Origin of the sequence: Legionella cardiaca (genome assembly GCF_029026145.1) — a bacterium.
In the GTDB taxonomy this organism is placed as follows: domain Bacteria; phylum Pseudomonadota; class Gammaproteobacteria; order Legionellales; family Legionellaceae; genus Tatlockia; species Tatlockia cardiaca.
Genome location: NZ_CP119078.1, coordinates 3,352,319 through 3,378,783 on the forward strand (window position 1 = coordinate 3,352,319; position 26,465 = coordinate 3,378,783).

Consider the following 26,465-nt stretch of genomic DNA (forward strand, 5'->3'; position numbering starts at 1 on the left):
TGCTTCTTGCTGACGTATATAGGAGTTGCGATGTCGTGAGAACATTACAGAAATTTAGATGGCTATTTTCATTACGTGGGTAAAATCACCCATCAATTTGTTATTCAAAATACATTAATATTACCCATATTTATCTAATGTGGATCTGTTTTGCGATGTTACAGAATAATCGAGATATTCTCTTCACAATATTTAATTTTCTTCCTAAAAGAGAAATTATAAGCAAATTGACTGTTTGTAAAACTTGGAAAGAAGTGGGGCAAGATAAACGACTATGGGGCAATGAACCCTACGACAGATTTCGGGACACGATAATAATTCTAGATGATCAACTAAGAGATTTTGTATTAAGTGATGTCATTGACTTAAAGCTTGCAAAACAACTACAAACTTTATGGGATATGGTCGATACGAGACGTGCCGAACAATTGCAAAAGCTTTTGCCAGCGCTTTGGCCACAAGAGATAAGCCTACAAAAACCATTATCTTCTAAATTAGGAGCGATTCTTCTCTTAGGCCGTTTTGTTTCTAAAAAGGATTTAGACGCGATATGGAAAAAACATCAAGCGGTGGCCTCCTTAACCAGCTCACTTTTTGCAATTAATTTACGCGAGCCATTAAGCGTACAAATTTTTTCGTTGCTAAACACTGTACCAGTCATTAAGGCTTTAAAAAATGGACATTGTAAAATGGAGGAGCTTATTCAGTTAAGTTCTTGGCAAATTAATGGCTTGAGAGATGCTCGGGGATTAAAGGCTCTAGAGAAAGGTCTTTTAACGAGCGCAATCGTTGCCAAAATGAAAACCCCTTTTGATTTTACGCCTTATTATTTCCCGGAGTCTCCTGCTGAGACATCGAATTCTCAATGTAAGCTATAACCTAAAGTGAGATTGAACCAGATGAATTGATAATTAAATATACTACCTCTGATTTACCTAAAGAATGGAAAAATACATCATCCTCTAACTCTAATCGTGATTTTGCTGCAAAAAATTTCTTTGAGCTTGAAGAATATTTGGCAATGGCTATTCCGTCAGTTCTGGTTCCAGAGGAGCCCAATTTAGTTATAAACCCCTTCCATCAAGGATTTGCTGACGTGAAAAAGACAATTCTATCTTTAGGAAAATTCACTGCTTCTAGTAGGTAGTATAAAGTAGTATAAAAAAGTAAGATAAGCATGATTAAAAAAATCAGATTATCTTTATTTCTTTAAGAATAGTCTTCCTTCGTATCCATTTCTCACAAGATAGTTTCGTAACCCTATAAATCGATGTTGATAGTGAAATATACATAGTATTTTGAGCTCTAAATCATTCTCCAAAGAGCCTGTAATAGTACTAAATGTTTTATGGAAATAGCATTTATGTTTATTTATCTACGAAACTGGAACAATTAGCAAAAGTCTACATTTTATGGTACAACGATATCAATTAACAGCATTGCTAATAAATTGTTATTAAAAGATATTGAGTTGTAGTAGCGAATTCAACGAATAAATTGACCCATTTAAGTCCGGTTAATTCTATACTCAGACTTAGTGGTTGAATTCACTCTGTAACCATTGCACACAAGACTCCTCAAACTGATGAAACTGTGTATCTCGAAGCTTTTAAACTCAGATGCTGTAATCTGTGTGTTTAAAAATAGCTTTCATTTTGTCCGTTGGCCATGCATTAGATAATAAATCTTTCAGAGCGTCCGGTGATATTCGATTCTCTTTTTGCTCTGGCCTCATTGAGTTAATAGGCGTGGAAATCAATTTTAATAAATTAGCCAAATGCTCTGTATGAGTATTCCCACTAACAACAATCACTGTTGCATTGTCAGACTTTTCATGATGAAGCATTTGCCATAAGTCTACAGTTAATGTTGCATCAAAATGATAAATTTCGTACAAGTAATAAATTTCCAACCACTTGACTATTATTTCAAATGATCTTGTCTGCTCCATTCTTTCAATACAACTGTTTAATACAGAATCAGATTTTTTTCCTTCTTCATTTGTAGTAGCAAAACAACATTCCTTTTCCAAAGCCTCTGCGAGAATGACTGCTTTAACGAGATTGTTAATACATGATTGTATATAATTACCTATGGGTACATTTCTAGGTTCAATTTCTTTTTCTAATTGGGTTAATCTACTTATTTCTAAATTTAATAAATTAAATAAATCTGAAAAAGTAAACGTTCTATTATAATCTTCAGCTATCTCCTTAAGAAAATCTTTGAACTTAGGATTATCGAAGTAGGAAGACTTAGAATGCGGTAGCTCCGATAGGTTTCTTAGAAAAAGGAACAAATCAGTAAACGCCTCATTATAGTGACGTTTATCTGCGGGTATTACAGTTAGATGGGGGGAGCTAAGGAATAAAATACTATCAATGAAGCTTAAATGTTCTGAATTATTTTTCTCCTCACCCTTTGTACTTTCTAAAAAGATCGTAACATTTTGGAAATTGCTTATGTGCTCATTTAAAAGCTTAATATATTTCTCGGCTAATTCTCTACTCATTGTGTCATGAATTTCGCCTAGCAAAAAAATTCTAATATCCTTGTACACAAATTGATAAAAACTGCATAGACCACCTAAAGTAAACATTCTTACAAGGCGTTCTTCTCCAAAAAATTTCATAGTGTTCATTGAGAGGAATTGTTTTTCATGATGGCTAGTGATTACAAATAATACTATTTATTTAAAATAATAACAAATGGCAAGCCGAAAGGTATTTGTTACGAATACTTAAACAATTATTTCCCAATGCACTGTTTTTTTATTAATCCTCTTTTGGTTTTAGTGTTAAAAGAGCCTCATTTTGCCTACGATTAGCTACGAAATAGCATCGTCACATCAATTGGGTCAAAAATATATTGCTTATTGCAGAAGTCGCAACTGACTTCGATTTGGTTTCTTTCCTGTAAAAGTTGTTTCGCTTCTTCTTCGCCCAGGATCTTTAACACCTGTTTCATTTTGTCCTCACTGCAGCGACATTGAAAGCGGGTGGGGCGACTATCGAAAAGGCGTACTTCCGTTTCGTTATAAAGTCGATAGAGCAAGGTTTGGTTATCTAAATTTAATAATTCATGTTCACTAACGGTTTGACCCAGCTGAACAGCATATTCCCAAAACTGTTCTCGTTGTACTGTATCCTGGCCAGGCATCAGTTGCAGCAGCATTCCTGCAGCCATCTCTTCATTGACAGCTAACCACACTCGACTGGCAATTTGTTCGGACTGAGCAAAATAATGCATGAGGTTTTCACTCATAGAAGTTGACTGAATAGGAACAATGCTTTGATAAGCTTGAGTTTGATTGTACTGATTAATAGTGAGTACCATTTGCCCTTTTAAGAAAGCATCGGCATAGTCAATCACTTGCAAATTGTCTTTATATTTTGCAAATGCCCTTAGCCTCAACAGGTGATCACATTGGACAATAAGTAAGGGTAACCGCGTGTCTCCCTGAAATTGCAAAGAAAGCTCGCCTTCAAATTTGATGCTTCCGACTAAAAGCAAACAGGAGATAAGTGCCTCTCCCAGCAAATTTTTTACCATTGGCGGATAGGGACGTTGTTCCATAATAGTTTGATAAGTCTCTTGCAAATGTGCGATTTCGCCGCGGATATGGGCGTGTTCGAACATGAAGCGCTGTAAAGAGTCATTGTCTTTCATATAAATCCGTTGAATCTACAAATTTGTAGATTCTAACACAAAGTAGATTGCGCGCCTTGGTTTCGCGCGCGATAATGATCTTTTTTTGTGCGAGAATAGAAAAGAATGCTAAATCCTCAACAAATGGCGGCAGTGCAGTATATCGATGGCCCTTTGTTGGTGCTGGCTGGAGCTGGCAGTGGTAAGACGCGCGTGATAACGCAAAAAATAGCGTACCTTCTGGAAAGTTGTGGCTATGCCGCAGCAAGTGTTTGTGCGGTTACTTTTACTAACAAAGCAGCAAATGAAATGCGAGCACGGGTTGCTGCTGTTTTGCCGGCACCAATCCGTCGTGGTTTAAAGGTCGCTACCTTCCATACCTTGGGCTTAAGTATTATTAAGCATCATGTAACCTTATGTGGTCTAAAACCTGGATTTTCAATTTTTGATAGTGAGGATTGTTTACAGCTATTGCGTAGTTTTTTGCCGGCAGGGAAAGCTAATGAGCGTGATTATTTATTGCAGGTGCAACAACAAATTTCGCGTTGGAAAAATGAATTATTAAGTCCAGAAGCTGTGAGCAAAAAGATGGGAGAGCTTGCTGTTGATGAGGATATAGCGCGGATTTATCCGAGTTATCAACAAGCTTTAAAAGCCTATAATGCAGTAGATTTTGATGATTTGATTCGTCTGCCGGTGAATTTATTAAATAATAACCTGACTGTTCGAGAAAAATGGCAGAATAAAATTCGCCATTTGCTGGTCGATGAATATCAGGATTCCAATACTTGCCAATATCTGTTGGTCAAATTACTAACGGGTATTCGTGCACAATTTACTGTGGTTGGTGATGATGACCAATCAATTTATGCCTGGCGCGGGGCAAGACCTGAGAATTTGGCACAGTTACAAGAAGATTATCCACAACTAAAGGTAATTAAACTTGAGCAAAACTATCGTTCGACGGGGCGAATTCTACATGTGGCGAATCACTTAATCGCCAATAACACACATTTATTCAGTAAAAAGTTATGGAGTGCTTTAGGGGCTGGTGAATTATTACGTGTCTTAGTCTGCAAAGATGATAATGATGAAGCAGAGCAAGTTATTGCCGATTTAATCAGTCATCGCTTAAGAAACCGCTCGCAATATGGAGATTACGCTATTTTATATCGTGGTAATCATCAGTCGCGCATCTTTGAAAAAATTTTACGGCATCATGGTATACCCTATCGTATTAGCGGTGGGCAATCCTGGTTTGCACGTGCAGAAGTTAAAGACATTTTTGCTTATTTAAAATTACTGTGTAATGAAGCTGATGATGCTGCCTTTTTAAGAGTTATCAATACGCCAAAACGAGGGATCGGCGAAACAAGTCTGGATGCATTAGGTCATTATGCCCAAACGAAAGAGCAAAGTTTATATAATTGTGCGAGTCACCTGGCATTGGCAGAGCGCGTTGCTGAAAAACCACGTGCTGCCTTGCAAGGGTTTAAGGAGTGGTTCGAGGAAATTAAACTCAAATTACAACACCAGACGACAACGGATGTTTTGCGTGACATGATTGAAGAGAGTGGTTATGAAGCCCATATTTATGAGCAGTGTGATACACCTGCTAAAGCACAAAAACGCATGGATAATGTTTGGGAATTGGTAGAATGGGTAGGGCGCCTACTTGCCAAAGATTCTACACAACAATTATCTGATGTGGTTAATAAGTTAATCCTCATTGATATTTTAGAACAATCCGATGAACAAAATAGTGATATGTTGCAATTAATGACTTTGCATGCTTCCAAGGGTTTGGAGTTTCCTTTTGTTTATTTGGTGGGCATGGAAGAGGAATTATTGCCTCATCGAGTGAGCATTGATGACGAGCAAATTGAAGAGGAGCGACGTCTTGCTTATGTGGGTATTACCCGTGCACAAAAAGGATTATGTTTGACCTTGGCGCGACAGCGTCGGCGTGGTGGGGAATTACAAGATTGTCAACCGAGCCGTTTTTTAGACGAATTACCTCAGGATAGCCTCGAGTGGTTTGGTAAAAGTGGCGAGCGGAATGAAGAGAAATCAAAAGCATTAGCTAAATCTCATTTGGCTGGATTAAAAAGTCTATTAGAATAATTTATAACAAGCCTGGGGCTGGAACAAACTGAAGGATGTATAAATAGAGAGACAATAACGGATTTGTTTCAACCCACGCAGTTAGATCCCTATCAACTGGCAAACTGCATTTCACCTATGTGGTTTAAAGCGCTAAATCAATTTAATTTTAGCCTGCCTGCATTGTGTTGAAGGTGTGACAATTGGACCATGAAAAATTCCGACTGACGTTAGCTTCGCTACATTGCGAATAGAATACTTATTTAAAGGCCAATATGGCTAATAATGGTTATGATTTGACGCTGCCGCTAAAGGCCCGAGAAGAGAATAGCGCTGATTTGCTTGGTCGTGATTTTATTGCTCATCGCGATTTGGTTTGCGCCTACAAAAAGCGGCCAGGCTAAATGACGCGTATAAGAAACATGGTATAGCGGTGGTGCGCATGGCTATACGGATTGGCCAACCTTGGAAAAGGAATTGGCCAAAAAAAAAAGACAAAGCAGTGGAACACTGCTTTGTTGTTAAGCGGCAGGCGAACTAATTTGTCTGGGTAGCTCTTCAAGAAAGGCCTCAGTCCGAGTTTTCTTGCCTGCACTATTAAAGAAACGTTGCTGCTGATAGAGTGATTTGGCTCCTTCAGTCTCTAACCGTTGTTCAACATCAGCACCGTCACGTAGCTCGTCTTGGAGCAGGGTCAGAGCATCCATTTTTTCTTTGGCAACAGGCTTATTCCAAACAGCTTTTTCCAGGTGTTTTTCTTTAAAACGCTCGATGCGTAAAATTGCATAATGGGATTGCCAATTTTTAGAAGCATGCTCGACTTCATGGAGATCGACATGACTAATTTTCTTTTTACCCGTTTGTTTATCCCATGCTTCTATAAAAGTTAGTGCTTTACGATCCGTACCTTTATTGTTTTGGCTAGCCCAGCTATCCCATGCTGCCGCTAAAGCATAGAGAGGACTAAACAAGGCTTTTAGCAGACGGGTCGGAATATCGGCACTGTGGTCATGCCCATGTCCTGAGGCTAATCGCTCTTTTAGTAAAGCTTTCGTGTGGGCGGAAGCCTTACTCTCATGATGATGCGAATGCAGGTCATGGTTTTCGTCATGTTCATGAGAATGCTCTCCTTCATCATGCTCATGATGGTGATGCTTATCATGGTCGTGTTCAAAGAAATAATGCGCATCTTCAAAGCCTTCACTGATAATACCAAGTAAGGCCGATAAAATTTCGGGTACTCCGGGAACACGATCGGCTGTTACTCCGATACTAATTAAATGACCCAAAAAGAAGAGAATACGTAGAGGGGTCACCGTAAGTTTTAATAAAATACGAGCTGGGTTTAGAATTTGCCACCAATTTTCCTTCTCTCTTAATTTTTGCCATCCCTTAGTAATTGATTCTCGCATTCGTTGAAATAGGCCGCTTTTAGCTTTTGTGGCTTCATCAATCATTTCTAACGATTCGCTGGTATTTTGTAGATTGAATACCAAAGAAGACATCCCTGTGATGATGGGATGGATAATACCCATAACAAAACTTGGAATTTTTCCCATCCAATTAAAAAGTGGTCGTGTATTTTTTACCACGGTCCACCACGTACCCGCCGTACAGACAGTCAGCGCTATAGCCAAACTTACTAAAGCAATGGCTGTTACAGCAAGAAACACAGAGCGAGGATTAACACCATTTGATAAATCCTGTCGAATTTTGTTATACCATTTGCGAATAGTGTCGTTATTAATCATATCCGTCACGGCATTATAGGTAAGAAAGCCATACGCAGCGCCGGCAATAGCAGCCATAGGTACGATGAAAAGTGGTAGCATCGTGAAAGGAATTGTGGCTAACAACGGAATAGCTGCAAAAGCTTCTACGAGCAAGTAGGTTGTACCTACGCCCATAAATGCACCGGCAACAACGCTAAAGACTTTGACTTTGTTAAATGTACTGCGTCGTTGGTCAAGTTTGGTTTGCCACTTCCCTCGCTTATGAGTATCTAACCATTTTTTTATATCTGCTTCATAATGGGAGAGTTTGCTTGCTTTGTTGGGGCCAAAGAGTTGTTGGGCAAACCATTTTTCCATGTTGCGTAGGGTTTTCTCAATGTGCTTTTTGTCAGCAAGACTGGATTCATCAAGTCGTTTATGATCATATAAATGCAATAAGTTGAGTTGTTTTTCGTAATCTTTAAAAAATTCAGGACAGTCACTTGCTGTCGTGTCAGGAAAATTCTCTAAGAGATATTCATTGGCTAAATGGCGTTTCAGGTAGTCACGCTTGAAAAACAATTTGTTCAATGCACCTTTAAGATTTTGTAAGTAAATTTCTCCTTCATAAGCTACTGAAAGTGCAAAAGCCGCAAAAGCGAGAGGTAATATCGGCCATAAAACAAACATGCCACCAAAACTTAAAAAACCGAGAATTAAACTGGCACCCATCGTAAGCAGGGTTAGAAGAAGGTAATAAGGAATTTTTTTTGCTTTCATTGTACACCATCTAGACATCCCAAAAAGGAAATGAAACTTTATAACAAATGAAAATGATTATCAATAACCTGAAGTGCAAAAAAAAGTCATTGCCACTATTAATCTTTTTGCTAAAAAATAAGGACAAATGATCACAAAAAGAGGTGACATAATTTTCTATCATCATGTACCATTAAATCCTGAGTGAAGCAGTTTAAATCTGCCATCCAACTTATACGATTGAATTTAAACGTTTTTTTTATAGTTTTGTCCTCTGAAATAGCCCATAGGCTTTTGCCAAAATCATAAAAAAACCGAATTCCTTCATTAACCTGGATGCGGTGTGCATTTTTGCAATTGCTTTGTTCAGAGACTATTTTTAACCCCTTAAAAGGAGCGATGATGCGTTTTACTCAATGGATGGTTGGTTTGTCCACAGGGTTTGTGTTGGCTATTAATCCTCTCGCCGCTGCAAATTCACCCGCGATGGAGCAATTACAAGTTCCACAATGTTTGGCAGCCAAGTTGTCATCGGCTTACCCGGTATTGGCTGAAAATAATAAATTTAAAATTATTGAAGTGCCTGCATTGGAAATGAATAAATTAGCATTGTTTGCTGATAAAGTTCATTGTGGACGTTTTATTAATGTTAGTCATCGCCTGACTACCACGACATTGACTACCAAAGAGCAAGCTGCACGCATGCTTTTGGCAAAAACCAGATTACAAACCGCTAAAAAATCAGACATCAGATATGAAATTAAACATGAGGAAGAAGTCAATGCGGCCTTAGCCAAGGTAGATACAAGTAATATTATAAATACCCTGACTCATCTAACCTCCTATTACAATCGCTCAGCAACGGTTAAGCGAGGAAAAGAGGTTGCCGAATGGTTACAACAACAATTTCAACAAATGGCAAAAGAGTATGGTCGTAATGACACCCAGACTTACTTCGTAAAAACTGGCAGATATATGCAACCGTCTTTGGTTACCGTAATCGGCAAAGATTTAAAGGAACCAGGCATTGTGATTGGTGCTCATATGGATACGCTTGATGGTCGTATGCCGGGAGCCGGTGATGACGGTAGTGGTTCTTCAAGTGTAATGGAAATGGCCAGAGTTTTATTGGCTTCTGATTTAGCATTAAAACGTCCTATTTATATTATTTGGTATGCAGCTGAAGAACGTGGTCTTGTAGGCTCGCAATATGTTGTGGAAGAATTCCAAAAGAAAGCAATTCCGGTAAAAGCTGCTATTCAATTTGATATGACAGGTTTTCGTAATGATGCCAACGATCAAACGATGTGGGTTTTCCGTGACTATACTGATAAAGCGCTAAGTAATTACATTGCCGAACTTATTCAGACTTATGTCAAAGTTCCTGTGAATTATTCTCGATGTGGTTATGGCTGTAGTGATCACGCATCCTGGACAGAAGTAGATGTTCCTGCTGCTTTTCCTTGCGAAACAAGCTTTGAAGATCATAATCCATACATTCATTCAGCAGATGATACAATGGAGTTACTCAATGCCGAACACATGACTAACTTCACCAAGTTAGGGTTAGCCTTTGCTATAGAACTTGCTAGCGAGTAATCGATCGTCCAATGAGGGCTGTGTATAGCCCTCATTGCTAAGATTTTAATATGTAATGGGTTAATTTTCTTTCGTCGTCGGCGCTTTGACTTAAATTTTTTTGCGTTTGCAGAATATTAATTTTCGTTGCAATGTGATTTATTTTCTTATCAAGCTCAGATATTTCAATGGAGCGATTACTTTTGACAAGATCTTTAATGCTTAATAGATCAGCTTTCTTATCGATAAAGGCTTGTTTTGCACTTGCCCGATTACTGTCGTTTAATGTGTCATTTTTATTAAGCAAATAGAGGTCTTAAGTATAGCCGTAATTAACGCTAAAAACTGGGTATTGTGGAGGCAATGTCAGGAATAACCTGAATTATTTCTTACCATAGCCGCCGCCTCCTGGTGTCTCAATCACAATGACATCGCCAGAATGCAATTCTTTTTCTCCACAACTACCGAGCTCTTCTATGCTGCCATCTTTTCTCTGCAACCAGTTATGCCCCACTTGACCTGAGTTTCCTCCTTGTAAACCATAGGGTGGAATTTTACGATGATTGGAAATAATGTTAGCGGTCATCGATTCTAAAAAACGAATACGGCGAATAACGCCGTTTCCCCCTTGATATTGACCCACACCACCACTACTCTTACGAATGGAAAATGCTTCAACTAAAACCGGAAATCGCCATTCAAGAACTTCAGGGTCAGTTAAATAAGTATTGGTCATATGAGTATGAACTGCTGAAGCACCATCAAAGCCTGGACCTGCACCTGCTCCACCACAAATGGTTTCATAATATTGATAATTCGCATTACCGAAAGTAAAGTTATTGCAGGTTCCTTGCGACGCTGACACCACACCTAAAGCACCCAGCAAGGTATCAACAATACATTGGGATGTTTCAACATTTCCCGCTACAACGGCCGCAGGATAAGTGGGATTCAGTAAACTGTGAGGTGGAATAACAATATCGATAGGAACAAAACAACCGCTATTTAAAGGAATGTTGCCATCGATTAAACAACGTAATACGTATAAGACAGCGGCGTGACAAATGGCTGTGGGGGCATTAAAGTTGCCTGGATGTTGAGCAGCACTGCCGCTAAAATCAATGCAAGCTTTAGTTTTTTCTCTGTTAATAGAAATCACAACTTTAATTTGGCTGCCATCATCTAAACCATAGCTAAAATGACAATTATCAAGTTTTTTTAATACTTTTCTGACGGCTAAAGTGGCATTTATACAGACGTGTTTCATATAATCTTTAACAACCTTTAAACCAAAGCAATCTACTAAATCCCATAACCCTTTGACGCCACAGGCATTGGCTGCAATTTGTGCCTTTAAATCTTCAATATTTTGTTGTGGATTACGTGCAGGATAAGGCGATTGAGTGAGGAGTTTTAAGGTGGCATGTTCACGAAAATGCCCCCTATCAATTACCTTAAAGCCGTTAATTAAAATCCCTTCTTCTTCAATAATGGTACTTGCTGCAGGAATAGAGCCGGGAGTAATTCCGCCTATATCTGCATGGTGTCCGCGAGAACCTAATAGAAACAAGAGTTTTTTTCCCTGTCTGGCAAAAACAGGGGTAATCACTGTAATATCTGGTAAATGAGTGCCGCCATTATATGGTGCGTTTAGAACATAGACATCGCCGGGATGCATTACATGATTGCTACGTAAAATACTTTTGACACTGGCACTCATTGAACCAAGGTGCACAGGAATATGAGGGGCATTCGCTATCAGTTCTCCTTGGCCATTAAAAATTGCGCAAGAAAAATCAAGTCGTTCTTTAATATTGACAGAACTAGCGGTGTTACGTAACACCTCTCCCATTTGTTCGGCAATATTCATAAAGCGGTTGTTAAATACCTCAAGCAGAATGGGATCGGCCTGTTTGGAAGAAGAGACTGGGATTTGTTGCGCTAAAGGTTGATAGCGCGTCAACAATAAATGATTTTTTGCAGTTACCAGTGCTTGCCATCCTGATTCAATGACGGTAGTGCCATTACTTTCGCTGATAATGGCAAAGCCCTTAATACAATCGCCCGGTAATAAATGATGTCGTTGATAGACTGGAACGCGGTGAATTTGAGCTTGGCTATATAAAGTAACTAGTTTACTGACCGGAATTTCTTGTTGTGAACGCTGATGAATTGTCTTATCAGTTTCTGCAACGGTTTCACTTTCAACAGAGGTTTCTACGGCAATTGCTTCGATAATTAAGCTCTTTTTTGCAAAAGAAAAACCAAACTGTTTGTTATGTTTTTCAGAAAACGCCGTGCGCATGGCTTTAGTTGAGGCAAATTCCACAGGTAACATGGTATCAGAACCTTGATAACGTAGATGAATTTGTCGTTTATGATGAACAGGTTGTGTAATGCCTTGAGTTTTTAATTCTACAAGATTGGCTTGTTCTAATTCCTGTAATTTTGATTGTAAAAAAATTTGCAGCTTTTGAGTTAACGTTTTTTCAACAGGGTACTCGTGCTGAACGCTAATCGCAGCTAAACCTATGCCATAAGCAGACAACACACCGGCTAAGGGATGAATTAAAATGGTCTTAATCCGTAAATTATCGGCAACCAGACAGGCATGTTGGCCGGAGGCTCCTCCAAAACAATTTAAAAGATATTGGCCTACATCATAGCCTCGTTGAACAGAAATTTTTTTAATGGCGTTTGCCATGTTTTCGACGGCGACGTGCAGATAGCCTTCTGCTACCTGTTCTGCTTTTCGTTTCCCGCCTGTTATATGATTTATTTCCCGCGTTAAGTGATGAAATTTTTTATGAACCGCTGCTACATCAATAGATTTATCTCCCGTTGGACCGAAAACCTGGGGAAAAAAGTTTGCTTGAATTTTGCCTACCATCACGTTGCAGTCAGTAATAGTTAAGGGGCCGTCATGCCCATAGCAGCAAGGACCAGGATTAGCACCGGCAGAGTCTGGTCCGACAATATAACGTTGTCCATCAAAATGCAGAATAGATCCGCCGCCTGCGGCAATAGTATGAATTAACATCATCGGGGTTTGTAAACGGATCCCGGCAAATTCACAAGCATACTGACGCTCATAATCACCGGCAAAATGAGAAATATCCGTTGACGTTCCACCCATATCAAAACCTATCACTTGTTTAAAGCCAGCGATTTGACTCGTTTTAATCATGCCAACAACACCACCTGCGGGGCCTGAAAAAATACTATCTTTGCCTTTAAATGCTTTAGCATTGACAAGGCCGCCATTGGATTGCATAAAAAATAAAGGGATATTTTTTAAAGTTTGCTGCAAGGTTTTGATATAGCGCTGCAGAACAGGAGCTAGATAGGCATCAACCACCGTCGTATCACCACGGCCAATTAACTTCATGACTGGTGCAACTTGATGGCTTACAGAAACATGAGTGAAACCAATTTTTTTGGCAAGGCGCTCTAGTTTTTTTTCGTGTTGGTGATAGCGATAACCATGCATAAGAACAATAGCGATTGCGCGATAGCCTTGAGCATAAGCTTCTTGCATGAGAAGCGCTGCACGGCGCTGGTTTAAAGGCTGTAAAATATTACCTTTGGCATCAATGCGCTCTTGAATTTCTATAACGCGCTCATAGAGTAGAGATGGTAGCACAATATTTAATGCAAAAAGTTCCGGTCTATTTTGGTAACCAATGCGCAAGGCATCAGCAAAACCTTGTGTGATGGCTAATAAAACAGGTTCTCCCTTGCGCTCCAGTAAGGCATTAGTTGATAGCGTCGTGCCTATTCTGATGCAGGAAATATCCTGAGCGGAAATCGTTTTTTTCTTAAGCAGATTTCGAATTCCCTGAATAATAGCATCTTGATAACAATCAGGATTTTCAGAAAGTAGCTTATGGCTTAAGAGCTTACCTTGAGGATCGCGAGCAACCACATCGGTAAATGTGCCGCCGCGGTCAATCCAAAATTCCCATTGCGGTTTTGGCATTTTGCTGCTCCATGCGGCTTCCTTTGCAGGTTATATTTATATTGTAGAAGGGAAATTAGCGATATTTAGTAACTTGTCGCCGCCATCCTGGATGGGGTAGTCGTTTGGCGGATACCAGACCCATTGCTGGGCTGCTAACCCAATGAGCCTTTAAACAACTTCGCTAGAGTTTGTTGGGCTTTTCAGCATTCCCTGCAGGCTATAATTTAAAAGCCTGACAATAACAAGCAAAGTTAGATAATGAACGGATAGTTTTTTATCCTTGTACCAGGCAAAAAAGCTGTCATGCCGCAGCCCGCCAACACAGACATGACAAATGTTTTTGACTTTCGACTTTCACTAATTCGGCATATCCTTAGGTGTCGGTTTGTTAGGTATTGGAGGACAATGATATTCCGCCGTAATCTGTCCTAAGGGATCGACTGCATGTATAGCAACTGGGAATTTCCATAGGGTATACAAATGTTTTAATACTTCTGAGGTACTATCGCCAAGCGGAACACGATTTTGTTGGGTATAGCGTAAAGTCAGGGAGCGATCACCTTCTACATCGACAGAATAGATTTGAATATCAGGTTCAATATAACCAAGGTTATACTGTCTTGATAATGCTTCGCGAATGGTTTGGTAGCCTTGCTCATTATGAATGGCGCCAACTAATAAATCAGGTTGTCTATCATCGTCCACGACATAGAATAATTTTAATTCGCGGATAAGGCGTGGCGATAGGTATTGTGCAATAAAGCTTTCATCCTTGAAGTTTCTCATTGCCAAATCCAGACTTGAAAGCCAATCTGTATGGACTAAATACGGAAACCAGTGCTTGTCTTCTTCGGTAGGATTTTCACAAATGCGCTTGATATCCTGCATCATGTGATAACCTAAAGTGTAGGGATTAATACCGCTAAAATAAGGACTATTAAAGGGGGGTTGCATAATAACATTGGTATGGCTTTGCAGAATTTCTAACATAAATTCATCAGTCACCAGGCCCTCGTCATACAAGGCATTCAAAAGCGTGTGATGCCAAAAGCAAGCCCAGCCTTCATTCATTACCTTAGTTTGTCCCTGAGGATAAAAATATTGCGCAATTTTTCTGACAATGCGGACAATTTCTCGTTGCCAGGATTTTAATAAAGGTGCATTTTTTTCAATAAAGTAGAGAATATTTTCTTGTGGTTCTTCGGGAAAGCGCTTTTTCTGACCATTCTCATCAACGTGCTTACTTTGAGGAATAGTACGCCATAATTCATTAACCTGAGATTGTAAATACATTTCCCGATTTTGCTGGCGGATTTTCTCTTCTTGAATCGATAAACTGGTAGGGTGTTTATAGCGATCAACACCATAATTCATTAAGGCATGACAAGCATCAAGAATTGCTTCCACTTCATCAATGCCATAGCGTTGCTCACACTCGCTGATATAATTTCTTGCAAAAACGAGGTAATCAATGATGGCATCTGCCGAGGTCCACATTTTGAATAAGTAATTATTTTTGAAAAAAGAGTTATGACCATAACAGGCATGGGCAATTACCAGGGCTTGCATGGCCATTGTATTTTCTTCCATAAGGTAAGAAATGCATGGATTTGAATTAATGACTAATTCGTAAGCCAATCCCATTTGTCCTCGTTTGTAACTTTTTTCAACTCCCACAAAATGCTTACCGAATGACCAGTGATGATAACCAATAGGCATGCCTACTGAAGCGTAAGCATCCATCATCTGCTCTGCCGAAATTATTTCAATTTGATTTGGGTACGTGTCTAATTTGAATTCCTTAGCCAAACGAGCAATTTCTTTATCATAGGCTTGAATAAGTTCAAAGGTCCATTCAGCACCAGTGGATAAAGGCTTTTTTCTCATGTGGTTTTCCTTTTGAATAATTCGCGAAAAACAGGATAAATATCGGCAACATTATCGATATTTTCCATAGCAAAATTAGGATAGTTATTGCGTACTTGCTGGTAGACCTCCCAAAGACTTTGATGATGACGTGGCATAATTTCTATATAAGCAAAATACTGCAATAAGGGCATAATTTTTTCTTGCAGCAGCTCTTGGCAATAAGGGGAGTCGGCATTCCAATTATCACCATCAGACGCTTGAGCAACGTAAATATTCCAGGCAGAGGGGGGGAAGCGCGCTTCAATAATCGATGATAACAATTCTAAAGCGCTGGAAACAACAGTACCTCCGGTTTCCCGTGAGTAGAAAAATTCTTCTTCATTGACTTCCTTAGCAGAAGTATGATGACGAATAAAAACGAGTTCTATTTTTTCGTAGTTTTTAGTTAAAAAGAGATATAGAAGAATAAAGAATCGTTTAGCAATATCTTTTTTAGCTTCATCCATGGAGCCAGAAACATCCATGACACAAAACATGACGGCTTGGGTTGATGGAGAAGGTACGCGAACACGATTGTTGTAGCGCAAATCAATGGTATCGATAAAGGGAACGGCTTGAATTTTCTTTTTTAAAAAATCGATATCGCGCTTTAGGCGCAAAATATCAATTTTTTGAGCATTAGGATTTTCCTCAAGTTGTTTTAATTCTTCCTCAGCTTGACGTAACTGTCGTTTGTAAGGAGAGGCTAAGGCCATGCGACGTCCGGTGGCCTGGCGCATGGAGCGAACCACATTAATATTGGTGGGAATACCACTGCTTGTGACCCCGGCACGAATGGTTTTATAGGTTGTCATCTTTGCCAATTCTTTTTTAATCAAATCGGGCAATTCCAAATCTTCGAAATACAAATCCAGAAATTCTTCTCGAGATAATTGGAAGACAAATTCATCCTCACCTTCACCAACATCGCTGGCTTGACCGCCACCACCGCCGCCATCCCCGCCTCCCGAGGGGCGTTTGATTCTATCACCTGTCATGAACTCATCATTACCGGGTAACACACGTTCGACATGCCCTCCATGACCGCGATAGAAGCGTGGTTCAGAGATATCCCGGGCGGGAATACTGATTTCTTCGCCTTGATCAATTTCAGTAATACTACGTTTACCAACGGCATCAGAAACTGCTCGTTTGATTTGATTTTTATAACGACGAAGAAAACGCTGGCGATTTACTGTGCTTTTTTTACCAGCGTTTAGCCGCCTATCAATTATCTGCGACATAACTAGAATCCTTATTCATCGCTTATCTTAAAACTCCCACTGAGACAAGCTATGCATTTAGTTATTGTGATTTGCGTACTCGCAAATACCATTCGCACAGTAACCGGACTTGCTTGCGGGTATAGCCTTTGTCTACCATGCGCGCAATAAATTCTTCATGTTTTTTCTTATCATCTTCAGATGCTTTGGCATTGAAGGAAATCACAGGCAATAAATCCTCGGTATTCGTAAACATTTTTTTCTCAATTACGGTTTTTAATTTCTCATAACTATTCCATACAGGATTTTTGCCATGATTATTAGCACGTGCGCGAAGCACAAAATTTACTACTTCATTGCGAAAGTCTTTTGGATTTGAAATTCCTGCCGGTTTTTCTATCTTCTCTAATTCAAGGTTTAATGAACCGCGATCAAAAATTTCACCAGTATCTGGATCTCGATAATCTTGATCCTGGATCCAAAAGTCAGCATAAGTGATATATCTGTCAAAAATATTTTGCCCATATTCGGAATAAGATTCGAGATAAGCTGTTTGAATTTCTTTACCAATAAATTCCACGTATTTTGGTGTTAAAAATTCTTTCATAAAAGTTAAATATTTTTCGTGCAATTCTTGAGGAAATTGCTCTTGCTCAATTTGTCGCTCAAGAACGTATAATAAATGCACAGGATTGGCCGCAATTTCCGTGTGATCAAAATTAAATACTTTAGATAAGATCTTGAAAGCAAAACGAGTTGAAATTCCGCTCATTCCTTCATCAACACCGGCAAAATCCCGATACTCCTGGTAAGACTTGGCTTTGGGATCAGTGTCTTTTAAGCTTTCGCCATTATAAACACGCATTTTGGAATAAATACTTGAGTTTTGAGGTTCTTTCAAGCGCGTTAAAACTGAAAACTGCGCGAGCATGTCCAAAGTACCTGGTGCACAGGGGGCTTCTTTAAGTGAGCTATGGTCCACAAGCTTTTTATAGATCTTCAATTCTTCAGAAACACGCAAGCAATAGGGCACTTTCACAATATTGATACGATCAATGAAGGCTTCATTATTTTTATTATTACGGAAAGTTTGCCATTCAGCTTCGTTAGAGTGCGCAAGAATGATGCCTTCAAAAGGAATTGCCGATAACCCTTCGGTTGCATTGTAGTTGCCTTCTTGCGTAGCTGTCAGCAAAGGATGCAACACCTTAATGGGTGCTTTAAACATTTCTACGAATTCCAGCAAACCGCGGTTTGCACGGCATAAACCACCAGAATAACTGTAGGCATCTGGGTCATCCTGAGAGAACTCTTCTAATTTACGAATATCAACTTTACCGACAAGTGAAGAAATATCTTGGTTGTTTTCATCACCGGGTTCGGTCTTGGCGATAGCTATCTGTTTTAAGCGAGAAGGTTTAATTTTGATGACTTTGAATTGACTAATATCACCATTAAATTCTTGTAAGCGTTTGACAGCCCAGGGAGACATGACATAACGCAAATGTCGCGTTGGGATGCCGAAGCGCTCAAACAATATTTCACCATCTTCTTCAGGGTTAAATAAAGAGAGAGGCGAGTCAAATACCGGTGAGCCTTTAATGGCATAAAAAGGTGTCTTTTGCATTAAATCTTTTAATTTTTCTGCAAGTGAAGATTTACCGCCACCAACAGGTCCTAAGAGATATAGAACCTGTTTGGTTTCTTCAAGTCCTTGGGCGGAGTGTTTCAAAAATCCTACGATTTGCTCAATAGGTTCCTCCATTCCAAAAAATTCTTTAAACACTGGATATTGATGAATAACCTTATTTGAGAAAAGTCGAGATAAAACCGGATCGTGGCGAGTATCAATGCGTTCGGGTTCACCAATAGCCATTAAAAGACGTTCAGCTGGATTGGCGTAGGCAGAAGGATCTGTGCGACACAACTCCAGGTAATCGTTGAGGGTTAATTCTTCCTCTTTGTTGTCAACAAAGCGTTGAGTGTAACCCGTTAAAAAATCATGTGTATTCATAAGTCATCCCCTTTTACTAATCCCTGCCTCTGGGAAAACAGCTTAGCTTTCTTCTAACTCAAATTTTTGCATTTCGCCCGTAAAAGCGAGACACTATCTAAATTTATTATAGCCAGAAATTTAATAACAAATTCAAACTATTATTTTATTATTTTTAAATTCATATCAAGATCCGGAGCAAAGTCCATGCCAGACACGACCATTTACTTGAAAGATTATCAACCTCCTGTTTTTTCGGTAAAAAATGTTGACCTCAATTTTGATTTATACGATGACCATGCATTAGTCACAAGCTCTTTAAAACTACAACGTCAACATCAAGGGGCTTTACAGTTGTATGGTGATGAGTTGGAGCTTGTTAGTATCCATATGAATAATACGCAGCTTAATAATGCCAATTATCTTTTAGACGAAGGTAATTTAATCATCAAGAACTGCCCAGACGAAGTGGAACTAAAGATTGTGACGCGAATCCGTCCACAAGAAAATACTAAATTATCTGGTCTTTACCGCTCAAATCACCTTTTTTGTACGCAGTGTGAGGCAGAGGGTTTCAGGCGAATGACTTTTTTCCCTGATAGACCAGATGTGCTTGCAGCTTACAGCACAAGAATTACCGCGGCTAAAGAAACCTATCCTGTTTTGCTTTCTAACGGTAATTTAATTGATTCTGGTGATTTGGAGAATGGACGACATTGGGTGCAATGGCAAGATCCGTTCAAAAAGCCATCTTATTTGTTTGCTCTGGTAGCTGGTGATTTAGCCTGCGTTCAAGACAAATTTAAAACCCGTTCTGGTAAAGAAGTTGATTTAAAGATCTATGTGGAACCCGGTAATGAGGATAAATGCGCGCATGCCATGGCCTCATTAAAGCGTGCAATGAGTTGGGATGAAGAAGTTTTTGGGCGTGAATATGATCTTGGCATTTTTATGATTGTTGCGGTCAGTGATTTCAATATGGGCGCTATGGAGAACAAAGGATTAAATATTTTTAACTCCAAATATATTTTAGCGCGACCCGATACGGCAACTGATCAAGACTTTGCAGATATTGAAGGGGTTGTTGGCCATGAATATTTCCATAATTGGACGGGAAACCGGATTACTTGTCGTGATTGGTTCCAATTAAGTTTAAAAGAAGGATTGACCGTTTTTCGTGATCAAGAATTTTCTCGTGATATGAATTCTCGTGATGTGAATCGTATTCTTGATGTGAAGGTATTGCGTAATACTCAATTTCCAGAAGATGCAGGAGCGATGGCCCATCCAGTAAGACCAGAGTCTTACCAGGAAATTAATAATTTTTATACAGCTACTGTTTATAATAAGGGCGCAGAAGTTATTCGCATGCAACATACACTGTTAGGCAAAGAAGGTTTTCGTCGCGGTATGGATTTATATTTTGATCGTCATGATGGTCAAGCGGTGACGATTGATGATTTTGTTGCCGCCATGGAAGATGCTAACAAGGTTGATTTTACACAGTTCAAACGTTGGTATAGTCAGGCAGGAACACCCGAAGTTCATGTTACTAAAGAATTTAAAAATGGCACTCTGAAGCTTAACTTTGTGCAATCCTGTCCGCCAACGCCGGAGTCTGCCGATAAAAAACCTTTTCATATTCCCATTCGCATCGCACTATTTACCCGAAGCGGCAAGCGTTTGCCGCTTGCAAATGAGGTGATTGAATTACGCGAGATTAAAGAAACCGTTAGTTTTACTGATTTAAAAGAAGAGCCTATTGTTTCTTTGTTACGCGATTTTTCCGCACCTATTAAGCTATTTTTAGAGGCTAAAGAGGATGAGTTGCTTGCTTTGCTACGTTTTGAGTCCGATGGTTTTGCCAAATGGGATGCTGCTCAGCGTTTAGCGCTGGCTTGTATAACTCGTTATTTTAATAGTCCACGACAAGAATGGTCTATTCCTGCCCCTTTACTTGCCGCCTATCGTCATGTTCTATTAGATGAGACACTCGATTCGGCTCTGCGTGCTGAAATTCTAACGCCCCCTGCTTTTGAAGAGGTTGCCGCAGCCTTGCCTACTGTTGATGTGGATGTGGTTGAAGCCGCTCGTGATTTTTTCCGGGCGGCGTTGGGCGGTCATTTATTTGAAGACGCTTATGCAACCTATCAGCGTTTATGGGAAATTGAAGATCATGCCATGCATGCTCGCGCTTATGGGCAAAGACAATTACGTAATTGCTGCTTATGGTTGATGATGAAAGCAAATGAGAAGCGCACACTACATTTATGTCAGCAGCAATTTATCAAATCACTTACCATGACTGATCAGATAGCAAGTTTTGCCCTGCTTAATAATTGCTCTCAAAGTTCGGCAAGAGAACAAGCCATTGATAATTTTTATACTCAATGGTCGCAGGACGAATTAGTGATGGATAAATGGTTTGCAATCCAGGCAAGCAGTGAATTGCCAGATACCTTGGCACGCGTCAAAGTATTGCTGCAACATCCTGCTTTTACTATTAAAAATCCAAATAAAGTAAGGGCCTTGATTGGTGCTTTTTGCCAAGCCAACCCACGTAATTTTCATGCGAAAGATGGAAGTGGTTATGCTTTCCTGGCCGAAATGATAGCGAAGTTAGATAAAATAAACCCACAAATCACGGCAAGGTTGGCCACCCCCTTTACGCGTTGGCGACGATATGATTCAAAAAGGCAAGAACTAATAAAAAAAGAATTAAAGCAATTAGCTTCGCTTGATTTATCACGTGATTTGCGAGAAGTTGTCGCTAAAAGTTTAGTGGTTTAGTTTAAGCGATAAATTGGTTGTGCATGGTAAATTATTGGCTTTACTGTGCACGCATAAAAATTGCTCTTGTTTGATAATATTTAATCACAGTCCTATACTTGTGAAGATAGATGCTTTATATATATGCTCTAGCAAGGAGATGATATGAATCAGCAATATTTAGAGCAATGGAGTGAAATAGCAAAGCATATTCAACAACCATTTCAAGCAATGCTTGACCTTAATGTAAAAACCTTACGAAATTTTAAATTTTTAAAGCCAGAGGATTTGGCTGCCATAAAAAATCCCGAGGAATTTATAGAAAAGCAAGTGAGTATCGCTATTGAAAATGGTCATAAAGCACTTGATTATTTCCAACAATCATTTGCAATATTCGAACAAACTTTGCAGCCACTTACAGACGATAATCAACGCTCACAGACAGTTCAAAATCCGGCATCATTGACGAGTCCAGCAAAATTAGCAGGACTCCCAGCAAAAACAGCAATGAGTTTAGCGGAATCCGTTTTGGACTGGGGCAATATGGATATATTTGATCCTAGAAAAATAATGATGGAGATAGCAAATTTTTCATTACCCCCAACCAGTTCGGAAAAAGTAAAACCTGCTTCTGCTACAAAAGCTAAACTCGTTAAAAAACTAAAAAAACATTAATGCTTGCTGCAATTTATCTTAAGCTGCAAATTGATGATGGATTAAATTCGTGAGAGAAATAAATATCTGAGCAAATAATGATCATCGTTATCTTTATTAAGGATAGGCATATTAACAAATGAAAAACTCAATGATAACTCTCATGGCTCGTCAAGCTATACACGACAAGGAGGGAGTTGTCAAAGCTTATGAATTGCTTTACAGAGATGGGTGGTCAGTTGCTTCGCAGGTTGACAATAGCGACATGAATGCAGGTGATCGAGCTACTTCATCGATTATCACCCAATTATTCACAAATTTAGATATTAATGAGGTTATTGGTAACAAATCCGCATTTATTAATTTTACCTATAATCACCTGGTAAATGAAATCCCTAAATTGCTGCCAAAAGATAGGATTATTATCGAGGTAATAGAAGATATACCTATCAACAATCAATTAATTCATAGCTTGATTGTTTTGCATAAAGCAGGATATAGGATTGCTCTGGATGACTTTATTTATAAAGAGCAGGCTGCTCCTCTGATTCAAATTGCCGATATTATTAAAATAGATGTGCTACATCAAAATAAACAACAAATCGAATGCCAACTTGCCTCGCTAAAAGATTTCCATGGAAAACTTCTTGCTGAGAAAATAGAGAGTAGAAGCCAATTTCAGGATTGTATTGACTTGGGATTTGATTATTTTCAAGGTTTTTTCCTCAATCAACCTGACTTGGTAAGAGGACAAGCTCTTAGTGAAAATAAAATGCATTTAGTAAGATTATTCAATGAAGTAAATAATCCAAGAACAACGATTAAACAGATTGAAGAGATAATCTTACAGATCCCTAAACTTAGTTATCGCATTTTACGTGTGGTTAATTCTGTTTCTTTGTATAAAGGAACGAAAATTGAATCATTAGTTGATGCAATTAAATATTTAGGGCTTTTTCAGGTACGCAACTGGTTGATTCTTCTTCTACTATCAAGTACTGATAACGTGGAGCTGGACTTACTTGAACGTACGCTGATTCGCGCAAAAATGTGTGAAGAACTTGCTAAAATCAACAATGTTAATCCTCATCTTGCATATACCGTAGGCATTTTTTCTACATTGGAGGCAATTTTTCATGAGCCAATGGCTTCTTTATTGGCTAAAATTCAACTAAGTAGTCAACTTAACGATGCACTACTTTATCTCGAGGGTGAGTTAGGGAAAATTTTAAAATTAGTCGTTGATTATGAAACTGCAAATTTTAAACAATTAGAATTTGCCGCAATTGGCAGCCATTTACTGACAGCTATTTATCTTAGAAGCGTTAAGTATTCCCTAGAAATTACAAGATTAATCCTCTAGTTAATTATAAAATTTCACTTTAGAGAAAAGGACTGGAGTTCTTTAATGATTTGCCCTTGACTATCAGCAAGTCCAATTCCAATTGCCATTGCCTTGGCTTGAATACCACCGGGATGGTGTTTATTAAATTTATCTATTATGGGGCGTAAGATTGATTGCAGCTCGATTGCTTCTCGTTGAGTTAAATGCTCTGCAGCCAAAATGGAAAAATGAGGCGAGAAATTTTTAAACACCGTTGGACTACCAAAACGCTTAAACAGGGCGCACTTATTCTTATCATGTTCAGCCCACGAAGGAATTTTTGCCTGTTTATCCCGCAAGGACATTAGCTCAATTACGAATTGATTGCTTAATCGTTGCAAATGCTCATTGTTTATAACAAATAGCATGGTATACATACTTGGACTTGTTTCAATTATTGTAGTTTTAACGAGAATGGGACTTGTTTGTTTGGCTAGCATTTGGGTGCGATTAATAATTTGTTCTATCTGGCTTTGGTTATAATGGGTTAAATACAAGGTAATATGTAAGGGATGCTGTTGGAGAAAAGGTGTTAAATGGTAATCAGAGAGAATGTTTTTCTTACTAAGAGAAGAGTTAAACTCTTTGATGAGATCTTTGATAGCATTGTTGGCAGGGAATTTAAGATAAACATTCACCGATACGGACGATGTTTGCCCTGCGAAGGCGTTAATGACTTCTAAAAACAGGAGTCCTAGACATAAATTTAAGAGAATACAATGCAAAATCTTTTTGCGGTTATGGGTAATCCTATTGCCCACAGTTTATCTCCAGTGATTCATCACCGCTTTGCTGAACAAACGGGTCAGCAGCTCGTTTATGAAAAAATATTGGTTGATGAAGGCTTATTTGAGACAAGAGTATCTAATTTTTTTGCCGCTGGAGGCAAGGGATTAAATGTTACTTTACCGTTTAAACAACATGCTTTCTCCATGGCTAAGGTGAGAACTTCTCGTTGTCTTCAGGCAAAGGCTGCTAATACTTTATGGATGCAAGAAGGGTTGTTACATGCAGATAATACAGATGGTATTGGCCTCATAAGAGATTTAGTTCATTATCTTAATCTAGAGGATAAGCGGGTACTTTTATTGGGGGCGGGGGGCGCTGCAAGAGGTGTAATTGGTCCTTTATTAGAGTCAGGCCTTACTAATTTAACTTTGACAAATCGCACAGTAGAAAAAGCTCAGGCTTTACAACGTGATTTCGCAAAGATTGCTTATTGTTATTGGGAGGAGCTAAGAGAGCAAGGGTATTTTGATTTAATTATCAATGCTACTTCTTCTAGTTTGGCAAAAGAGACTATTAATTTGCCTCTTGAGATTTTACAACCCGCTACCTACTGCTATGACATGGCTTATAATTCCCAGAGTGTGACTCCTTTTGTTAATTGGGCTCATGAGCATGGTTGTAAGAGTACCGATGGGTTAGGCATGCTGGTTGAACAAGCGGCAGAGGCTTTCTTTATTTGGCATGGCGTTAGGCCTGAAACTCGAGATATACTTGCTGAATTGCGTGCTAATCAGCAAAAAACTTGCTGACGTCGGGGGCAACAGACAAGGTATCTTGATAGCCTAGCTCGATTAGTTCGCGAGTGAACTCTTTTTCAAAGAGTAGAAAACTCAGCAAATCTCCTGAATGATCTTTGGCTCCTAAGACATTTAATAAAAAGCGCAATAAAGTAGGCATATTGTTATATTGTGCCTGAGCCATTTGCGAAACATCAACGCTGGGTCTTAAATGCAGGGTTTCAATGGGACGCCAGGGAGAGCGACGTTTCTTCCACATTGACAAAAGACGAGCAATGTCATTCATGCGATTGACCATTTCAATGTCACGGTCGAGGTTATCCAGAAAGATGCCATTTAACATCCCTCCTAAAATGCGAGCAAAACCAATACTACCGTTTCTTAACGAGTCAGCATTAGTAAAGACAGGCAATTGCCGGGTTCCTAAAATTAATATTTTCTCTACCTGAAAGCGAATAGCCCCTCTTAAAGGTGATACTAAGCCCATACTCCCATCTCCGTAATGAAAACCATCAAGATGGACGGTGGGGAAAAAAAGAGGAAGTGCGCTTGAAGCTAAGACATGCTCCATCGTCAGTGTGGTCCGCTGACTAATATGGCGGGGATAATGCCAATCGGCAAAATCAGGAGCATCATAATGTTGATAAAAAGAAATAGTTTGCTGGGTTTCATAACATTGACTAATCACTTCCATGACTTCTAAGTGATTACTGGCAATATTCATCCTTAGTAAATCAAAATCGATATTCTCTGTGATAAATTCCTTTAAAGGGGTGGTATCAAGTAAATGACCAGTTTGGCGTTGCTTGATAATCAGATGACTAAGATTACGCAACACCGATTTACTTAATTCATAATTACTGGCATTAAAAATGCGTTGGCAGGAAATATCTCTCCACATGGCTTCAAGTTTCTCAACTCCAAGTGGAAAATCATGGGCATTCTCAGCAAGTACCGCCGCATTGATGCTGCCTACGCTGACGCCGCTAACCATTGCAAAGGGAAGTGCTTTGACTTGTAAAATATCATTAATTGCTTTTAATACGCCTGCCTGATAGGCGCCTCGAGCTCCACCACCAGCCAAATAAAGGCTCTTTTTTGCCATAACTATTTATTTTTTTTGAAGATATAGAAATATAGTTGACTAAAGTGCTTTCTTGCAAGGACTGTTGATGACGAGTGCAAAAAATTAGAATAAATTTGATAAAATTGGCTAATGATTGACTAGAATTAATTTTCTGCTAATG

The 26,465-nt window shown here is 39.1% G+C and carries 19 protein-coding genes; 9 read left to right on the plus strand and 10 right to left on the minus strand.

The genetic code is table 11. The annotated features are described in order from the left end of the window. The first annotated feature begins 155 nt into the window (after positions 1-155). Entirely contained in the window at positions 156-878 is a 723-nt protein-coding gene (locus PXX05_RS14600) for an F-box-like domain-containing protein (protein ID WP_275088923.1), read from the plus strand. 26 nt (positions 879-904) lie between these two features. Then, positions 905-1,147 carry an RES family NAD+ phosphorylase gene (locus tag PXX05_RS14605; RefSeq protein ID WP_275088924.1) on the plus strand — a complete coding sequence of 81 codons (243 nt, stop codon included), beginning with the start codon at positions 905-907 and terminating at the stop codon, positions 1,145-1,147. A gap of 468 nt (positions 1,148-1,615) precedes the next feature. On the opposite strand, the gene PXX05_RS14610 is transcribed toward PXX05_RS14605, so the two are convergent. Further along, on the minus strand, positions 1,616-2,632 hold the full coding sequence (locus PXX05_RS14610; protein ID WP_275088925.1) for a hypothetical protein: 1,017 nt from the start codon (positions 2,630-2,632) through the stop codon (positions 1,616-1,618). 191 nt (positions 2,633-2,823) lie between these two features. Then, positions 2,824-3,669 (minus strand): Hsp33 family molecular chaperone HslO, encoded by an 846-nt coding sequence (gene hslO, locus PXX05_RS14615; RefSeq protein WP_275088926.1) that lies wholly within the window; start codon positions 3,667-3,669, stop codon positions 2,824-2,826. Positions 3,670-3,774: 105 nt separating this feature from the next. Here hslO and PXX05_RS14620 point away from each other — a divergent pair, with 105 nt between their 5' ends. Together PXX05_RS14620 and PXX05_RS14625 are read left to right on the plus strand one after the other, a co-directional pair. Beyond that, positions 3,775-5,772: a UvrD-helicase domain-containing protein gene (locus tag PXX05_RS14620; protein ID WP_275088927.1), complete on the plus strand. Its 1,998-nt coding sequence runs from the start codon at positions 3,775-3,777 to the stop codon at positions 5,770-5,772. 254 nt (positions 5,773-6,026) lie between these two features. Then, the gene (locus tag PXX05_RS14625) at positions 6,027-6,155 is read left to right on the plus strand and encodes a hypothetical protein (RefSeq protein WP_275088928.1); all 129 of its coding nucleotides are present in this window, start codon (positions 6,027-6,029) and stop codon (positions 6,153-6,155) included. 117 nt (positions 6,156-6,272) lie between these two features. Here the strand turns inward: PXX05_RS14625 and PXX05_RS14630 are convergent, their stop codons facing one another. Then, on the minus strand, positions 6,273-8,243 hold the full coding sequence (locus PXX05_RS14630) for a hypothetical protein (RefSeq protein WP_275088929.1): 1,971 nt from the start codon (positions 8,241-8,243) through the stop codon (positions 6,273-6,275). A gap of 381 nt (positions 8,244-8,624) precedes the next feature. On the opposite strand from PXX05_RS14630, the gene lapA reads away from it, so the two are divergent. Beyond that, entirely contained in the window at positions 8,625-9,821 is a 1,197-nt protein-coding gene (lapA, locus tag PXX05_RS14635; RefSeq protein WP_275090532.1) for an aminopeptidase LapA, read from the plus strand. A 37-nt stretch (positions 9,822-9,858) separates the two neighbouring features. On the opposite strand, the gene PXX05_RS14640 is transcribed toward lapA, so the two are convergent. The 5 genes from PXX05_RS14640 to PXX05_RS14660 form a co-directional block, all read right to left on the minus strand. Then, positions 9,859-10,107 carry a hypothetical protein gene (locus tag PXX05_RS14640; protein WP_275088930.1) on the minus strand — a complete coding sequence of 83 codons (249 nt, stop codon included), beginning with the start codon at positions 10,105-10,107 and terminating at the stop codon, positions 9,859-9,861. Positions 10,108-10,182: 75 nt separating this feature from the next. Beyond that, complete coding sequence (locus tag PXX05_RS14645) at positions 10,183-13,779, minus strand: hydantoinase B/oxoprolinase family protein (protein WP_275088931.1); 3,597 nt, start codon at positions 13,777-13,779, stop codon at positions 10,183-10,185. A gap of 339 nt (positions 13,780-14,118) precedes the next feature. After that, on the minus strand, positions 14,119-15,648 hold the full coding sequence (locus PXX05_RS14650) for a SpoVR family protein (RefSeq protein WP_275088932.1): 1,530 nt from the start codon (positions 15,646-15,648) through the stop codon (positions 14,119-14,121). Then, positions 15,645-16,913, minus strand: coding sequence for a YeaH/YhbH family protein (locus PXX05_RS14655; protein ID WP_275088933.1), 1,269 nt, complete (start codon positions 16,911-16,913; stop codon positions 15,645-15,647). Before PXX05_RS14655 ends, PXX05_RS14650 begins: the two co-directional genes overlap by 4 nt. Positions 16,914-16,974: 61 nt before the next feature. After that, on the minus strand, positions 16,975-18,906 hold the full coding sequence (locus PXX05_RS14660; protein WP_275088934.1) for a PrkA family serine protein kinase: 1,932 nt from the start codon (positions 18,904-18,906) through the stop codon (positions 16,975-16,977). A 186-nt stretch (positions 18,907-19,092) separates the two neighbouring features. Between PXX05_RS14660 and pepN the strand changes: the two genes are divergently transcribed. The 3 genes from pepN to PXX05_RS14675 all read left to right on the plus strand — a co-directional run bounded on the left by pepN (position 19,093) and on the right by PXX05_RS14675 (position 23,671). After that, complete coding sequence (gene pepN, locus PXX05_RS14665; RefSeq protein WP_275088935.1) at positions 19,093-21,675, plus strand: aminopeptidase N; 2,583 nt, start codon at positions 19,093-19,095, stop codon at positions 21,673-21,675. 144 nt (positions 21,676-21,819) lie between these two features. Further along, positions 21,820-22,329: a phasin family protein gene (locus PXX05_RS15175; RefSeq protein WP_420844595.1), complete on the plus strand. Its 510-nt coding sequence runs from the start codon at positions 21,820-21,822 to the stop codon at positions 22,327-22,329. A 130-nt stretch (positions 22,330-22,459) separates the two neighbouring features. Continuing rightward, on the plus strand, positions 22,460-23,671 hold the full coding sequence (locus PXX05_RS14675) for an EAL and HDOD domain-containing protein (protein ID WP_275088936.1): 1,212 nt from the start codon (positions 22,460-22,462) through the stop codon (positions 23,669-23,671). A gap of 14 nt (positions 23,672-23,685) precedes the next feature. Here the strand turns inward: PXX05_RS14675 and PXX05_RS14680 are convergent, their stop codons facing one another. Beyond that, the gene (locus tag PXX05_RS14680) at positions 23,686-24,453 is read right to left on the minus strand and encodes a hypothetical protein (protein ID WP_275088937.1); all 768 of its coding nucleotides are present in this window, start codon (positions 24,451-24,453) and stop codon (positions 23,686-23,688) included. Between PXX05_RS14680 and aroE the strand changes: the two genes are divergently transcribed. Continuing rightward, on the plus strand, positions 24,412-25,230 hold the full coding sequence (aroE, locus tag PXX05_RS14685) for a shikimate dehydrogenase (protein ID WP_275088938.1): 819 nt from the start codon (positions 24,412-24,414) through the stop codon (positions 25,228-25,230). The two genes, PXX05_RS14680 and aroE, sit on opposite strands and share 42 nt — an antisense overlap. Here the strand turns inward: aroE and PXX05_RS14690 are convergent. Then, positions 25,208-26,323 carry a patatin-like phospholipase family protein gene (locus tag PXX05_RS14690; protein ID WP_275088939.1) on the minus strand — a complete coding sequence of 372 codons (1,116 nt, stop codon included), beginning with the start codon at positions 26,321-26,323 and terminating at the stop codon, positions 25,208-25,210. The genes aroE and PXX05_RS14690 overlap by 23 nt on opposite strands. Positions 26,324-26,465 lie beyond the last annotated feature (142 nt).

Coding starts and splice junctions, on each gene's coding strand:
- PXX05_RS14690 (WP_275088939.1), bottom strand. CDS start 26,323: ATGGCAAAAAAGAGCCTTTATTTGGCTGGTGGTGGAGCTCGAGGCGCC.
- PXX05_RS14610 (WP_275088925.1), bottom strand. CDS start 2,632: ATGAAATTTTTTGGAGAAGAACGCCTTGTAAGAATGTTTACTTTAGGT.
- pepN (WP_275088935.1), top strand. CDS start 19,093: ATGCCAGACACGACCATTTACTTGAAAGATTATCAACCTCCTGTTTTT.
- aroE (WP_275088938.1), top strand. CDS start 24,412: ATGCAAAATCTTTTTGCGGTTATGGGTAATCCTATTGCCCACAGTTTA.
- lapA (WP_275090532.1), top strand. CDS start 8,625: ATGCGTTTTACTCAATGGATGGTTGGTTTGTCCACAGGGTTTGTGTTG.
- PXX05_RS14655 (WP_275088933.1), bottom strand. CDS start 16,913: ATGTCGCAGATAATTGATAGGCGGCTAAACGCTGGTAAAAAAAGCACA.
- PXX05_RS15175 (WP_420844595.1), top strand. CDS start 21,820: ATGAATCAGCAATATTTAGAGCAATGGAGTGAAATAGCAAAGCATATT.
- PXX05_RS14620 (WP_275088927.1), top strand. CDS start 3,775: ATGCTAAATCCTCAACAAATGGCGGCAGTGCAGTATATCGATGGCCCT.
- PXX05_RS14660 (WP_275088934.1), bottom strand. CDS start 18,906: ATGAATACACATGATTTTTTAACGGGTTACACTCAACGCTTTGTTGAC.
- PXX05_RS14675 (WP_275088936.1), top strand. CDS start 22,460: ATGATAACTCTCATGGCTCGTCAAGCTATACACGACAAGGAGGGAGTT.
- PXX05_RS14645 (WP_275088931.1), bottom strand. CDS start 13,779: ATGCCAAAACCGCAATGGGAATTTTGGATTGACCGCGGCGGCACATTT.
- PXX05_RS14650 (WP_275088932.1), bottom strand. CDS start 15,648: ATGAGAAAAAAGCCTTTATCCACTGGTGCTGAATGGACCTTTGAACTT.
- PXX05_RS14625 (WP_275088928.1), top strand. CDS start 6,027: ATGGCTAATAATGGTTATGATTTGACGCTGCCGCTAAAGGCCCGAGAA.
- hslO (WP_275088926.1), bottom strand. CDS start 3,669: ATGAAAGACAATGACTCTTTACAGCGCTTCATGTTCGAACACGCCCAT.
- PXX05_RS14600 (WP_275088923.1), top strand. CDS start 156: ATGTTACAGAATAATCGAGATATTCTCTTCACAATATTTAATTTTCTT.
- PXX05_RS14630 (WP_275088929.1), bottom strand. CDS start 8,243: ATGAAAGCAAAAAAAATTCCTTATTACCTTCTTCTAACCCTGCTTACG.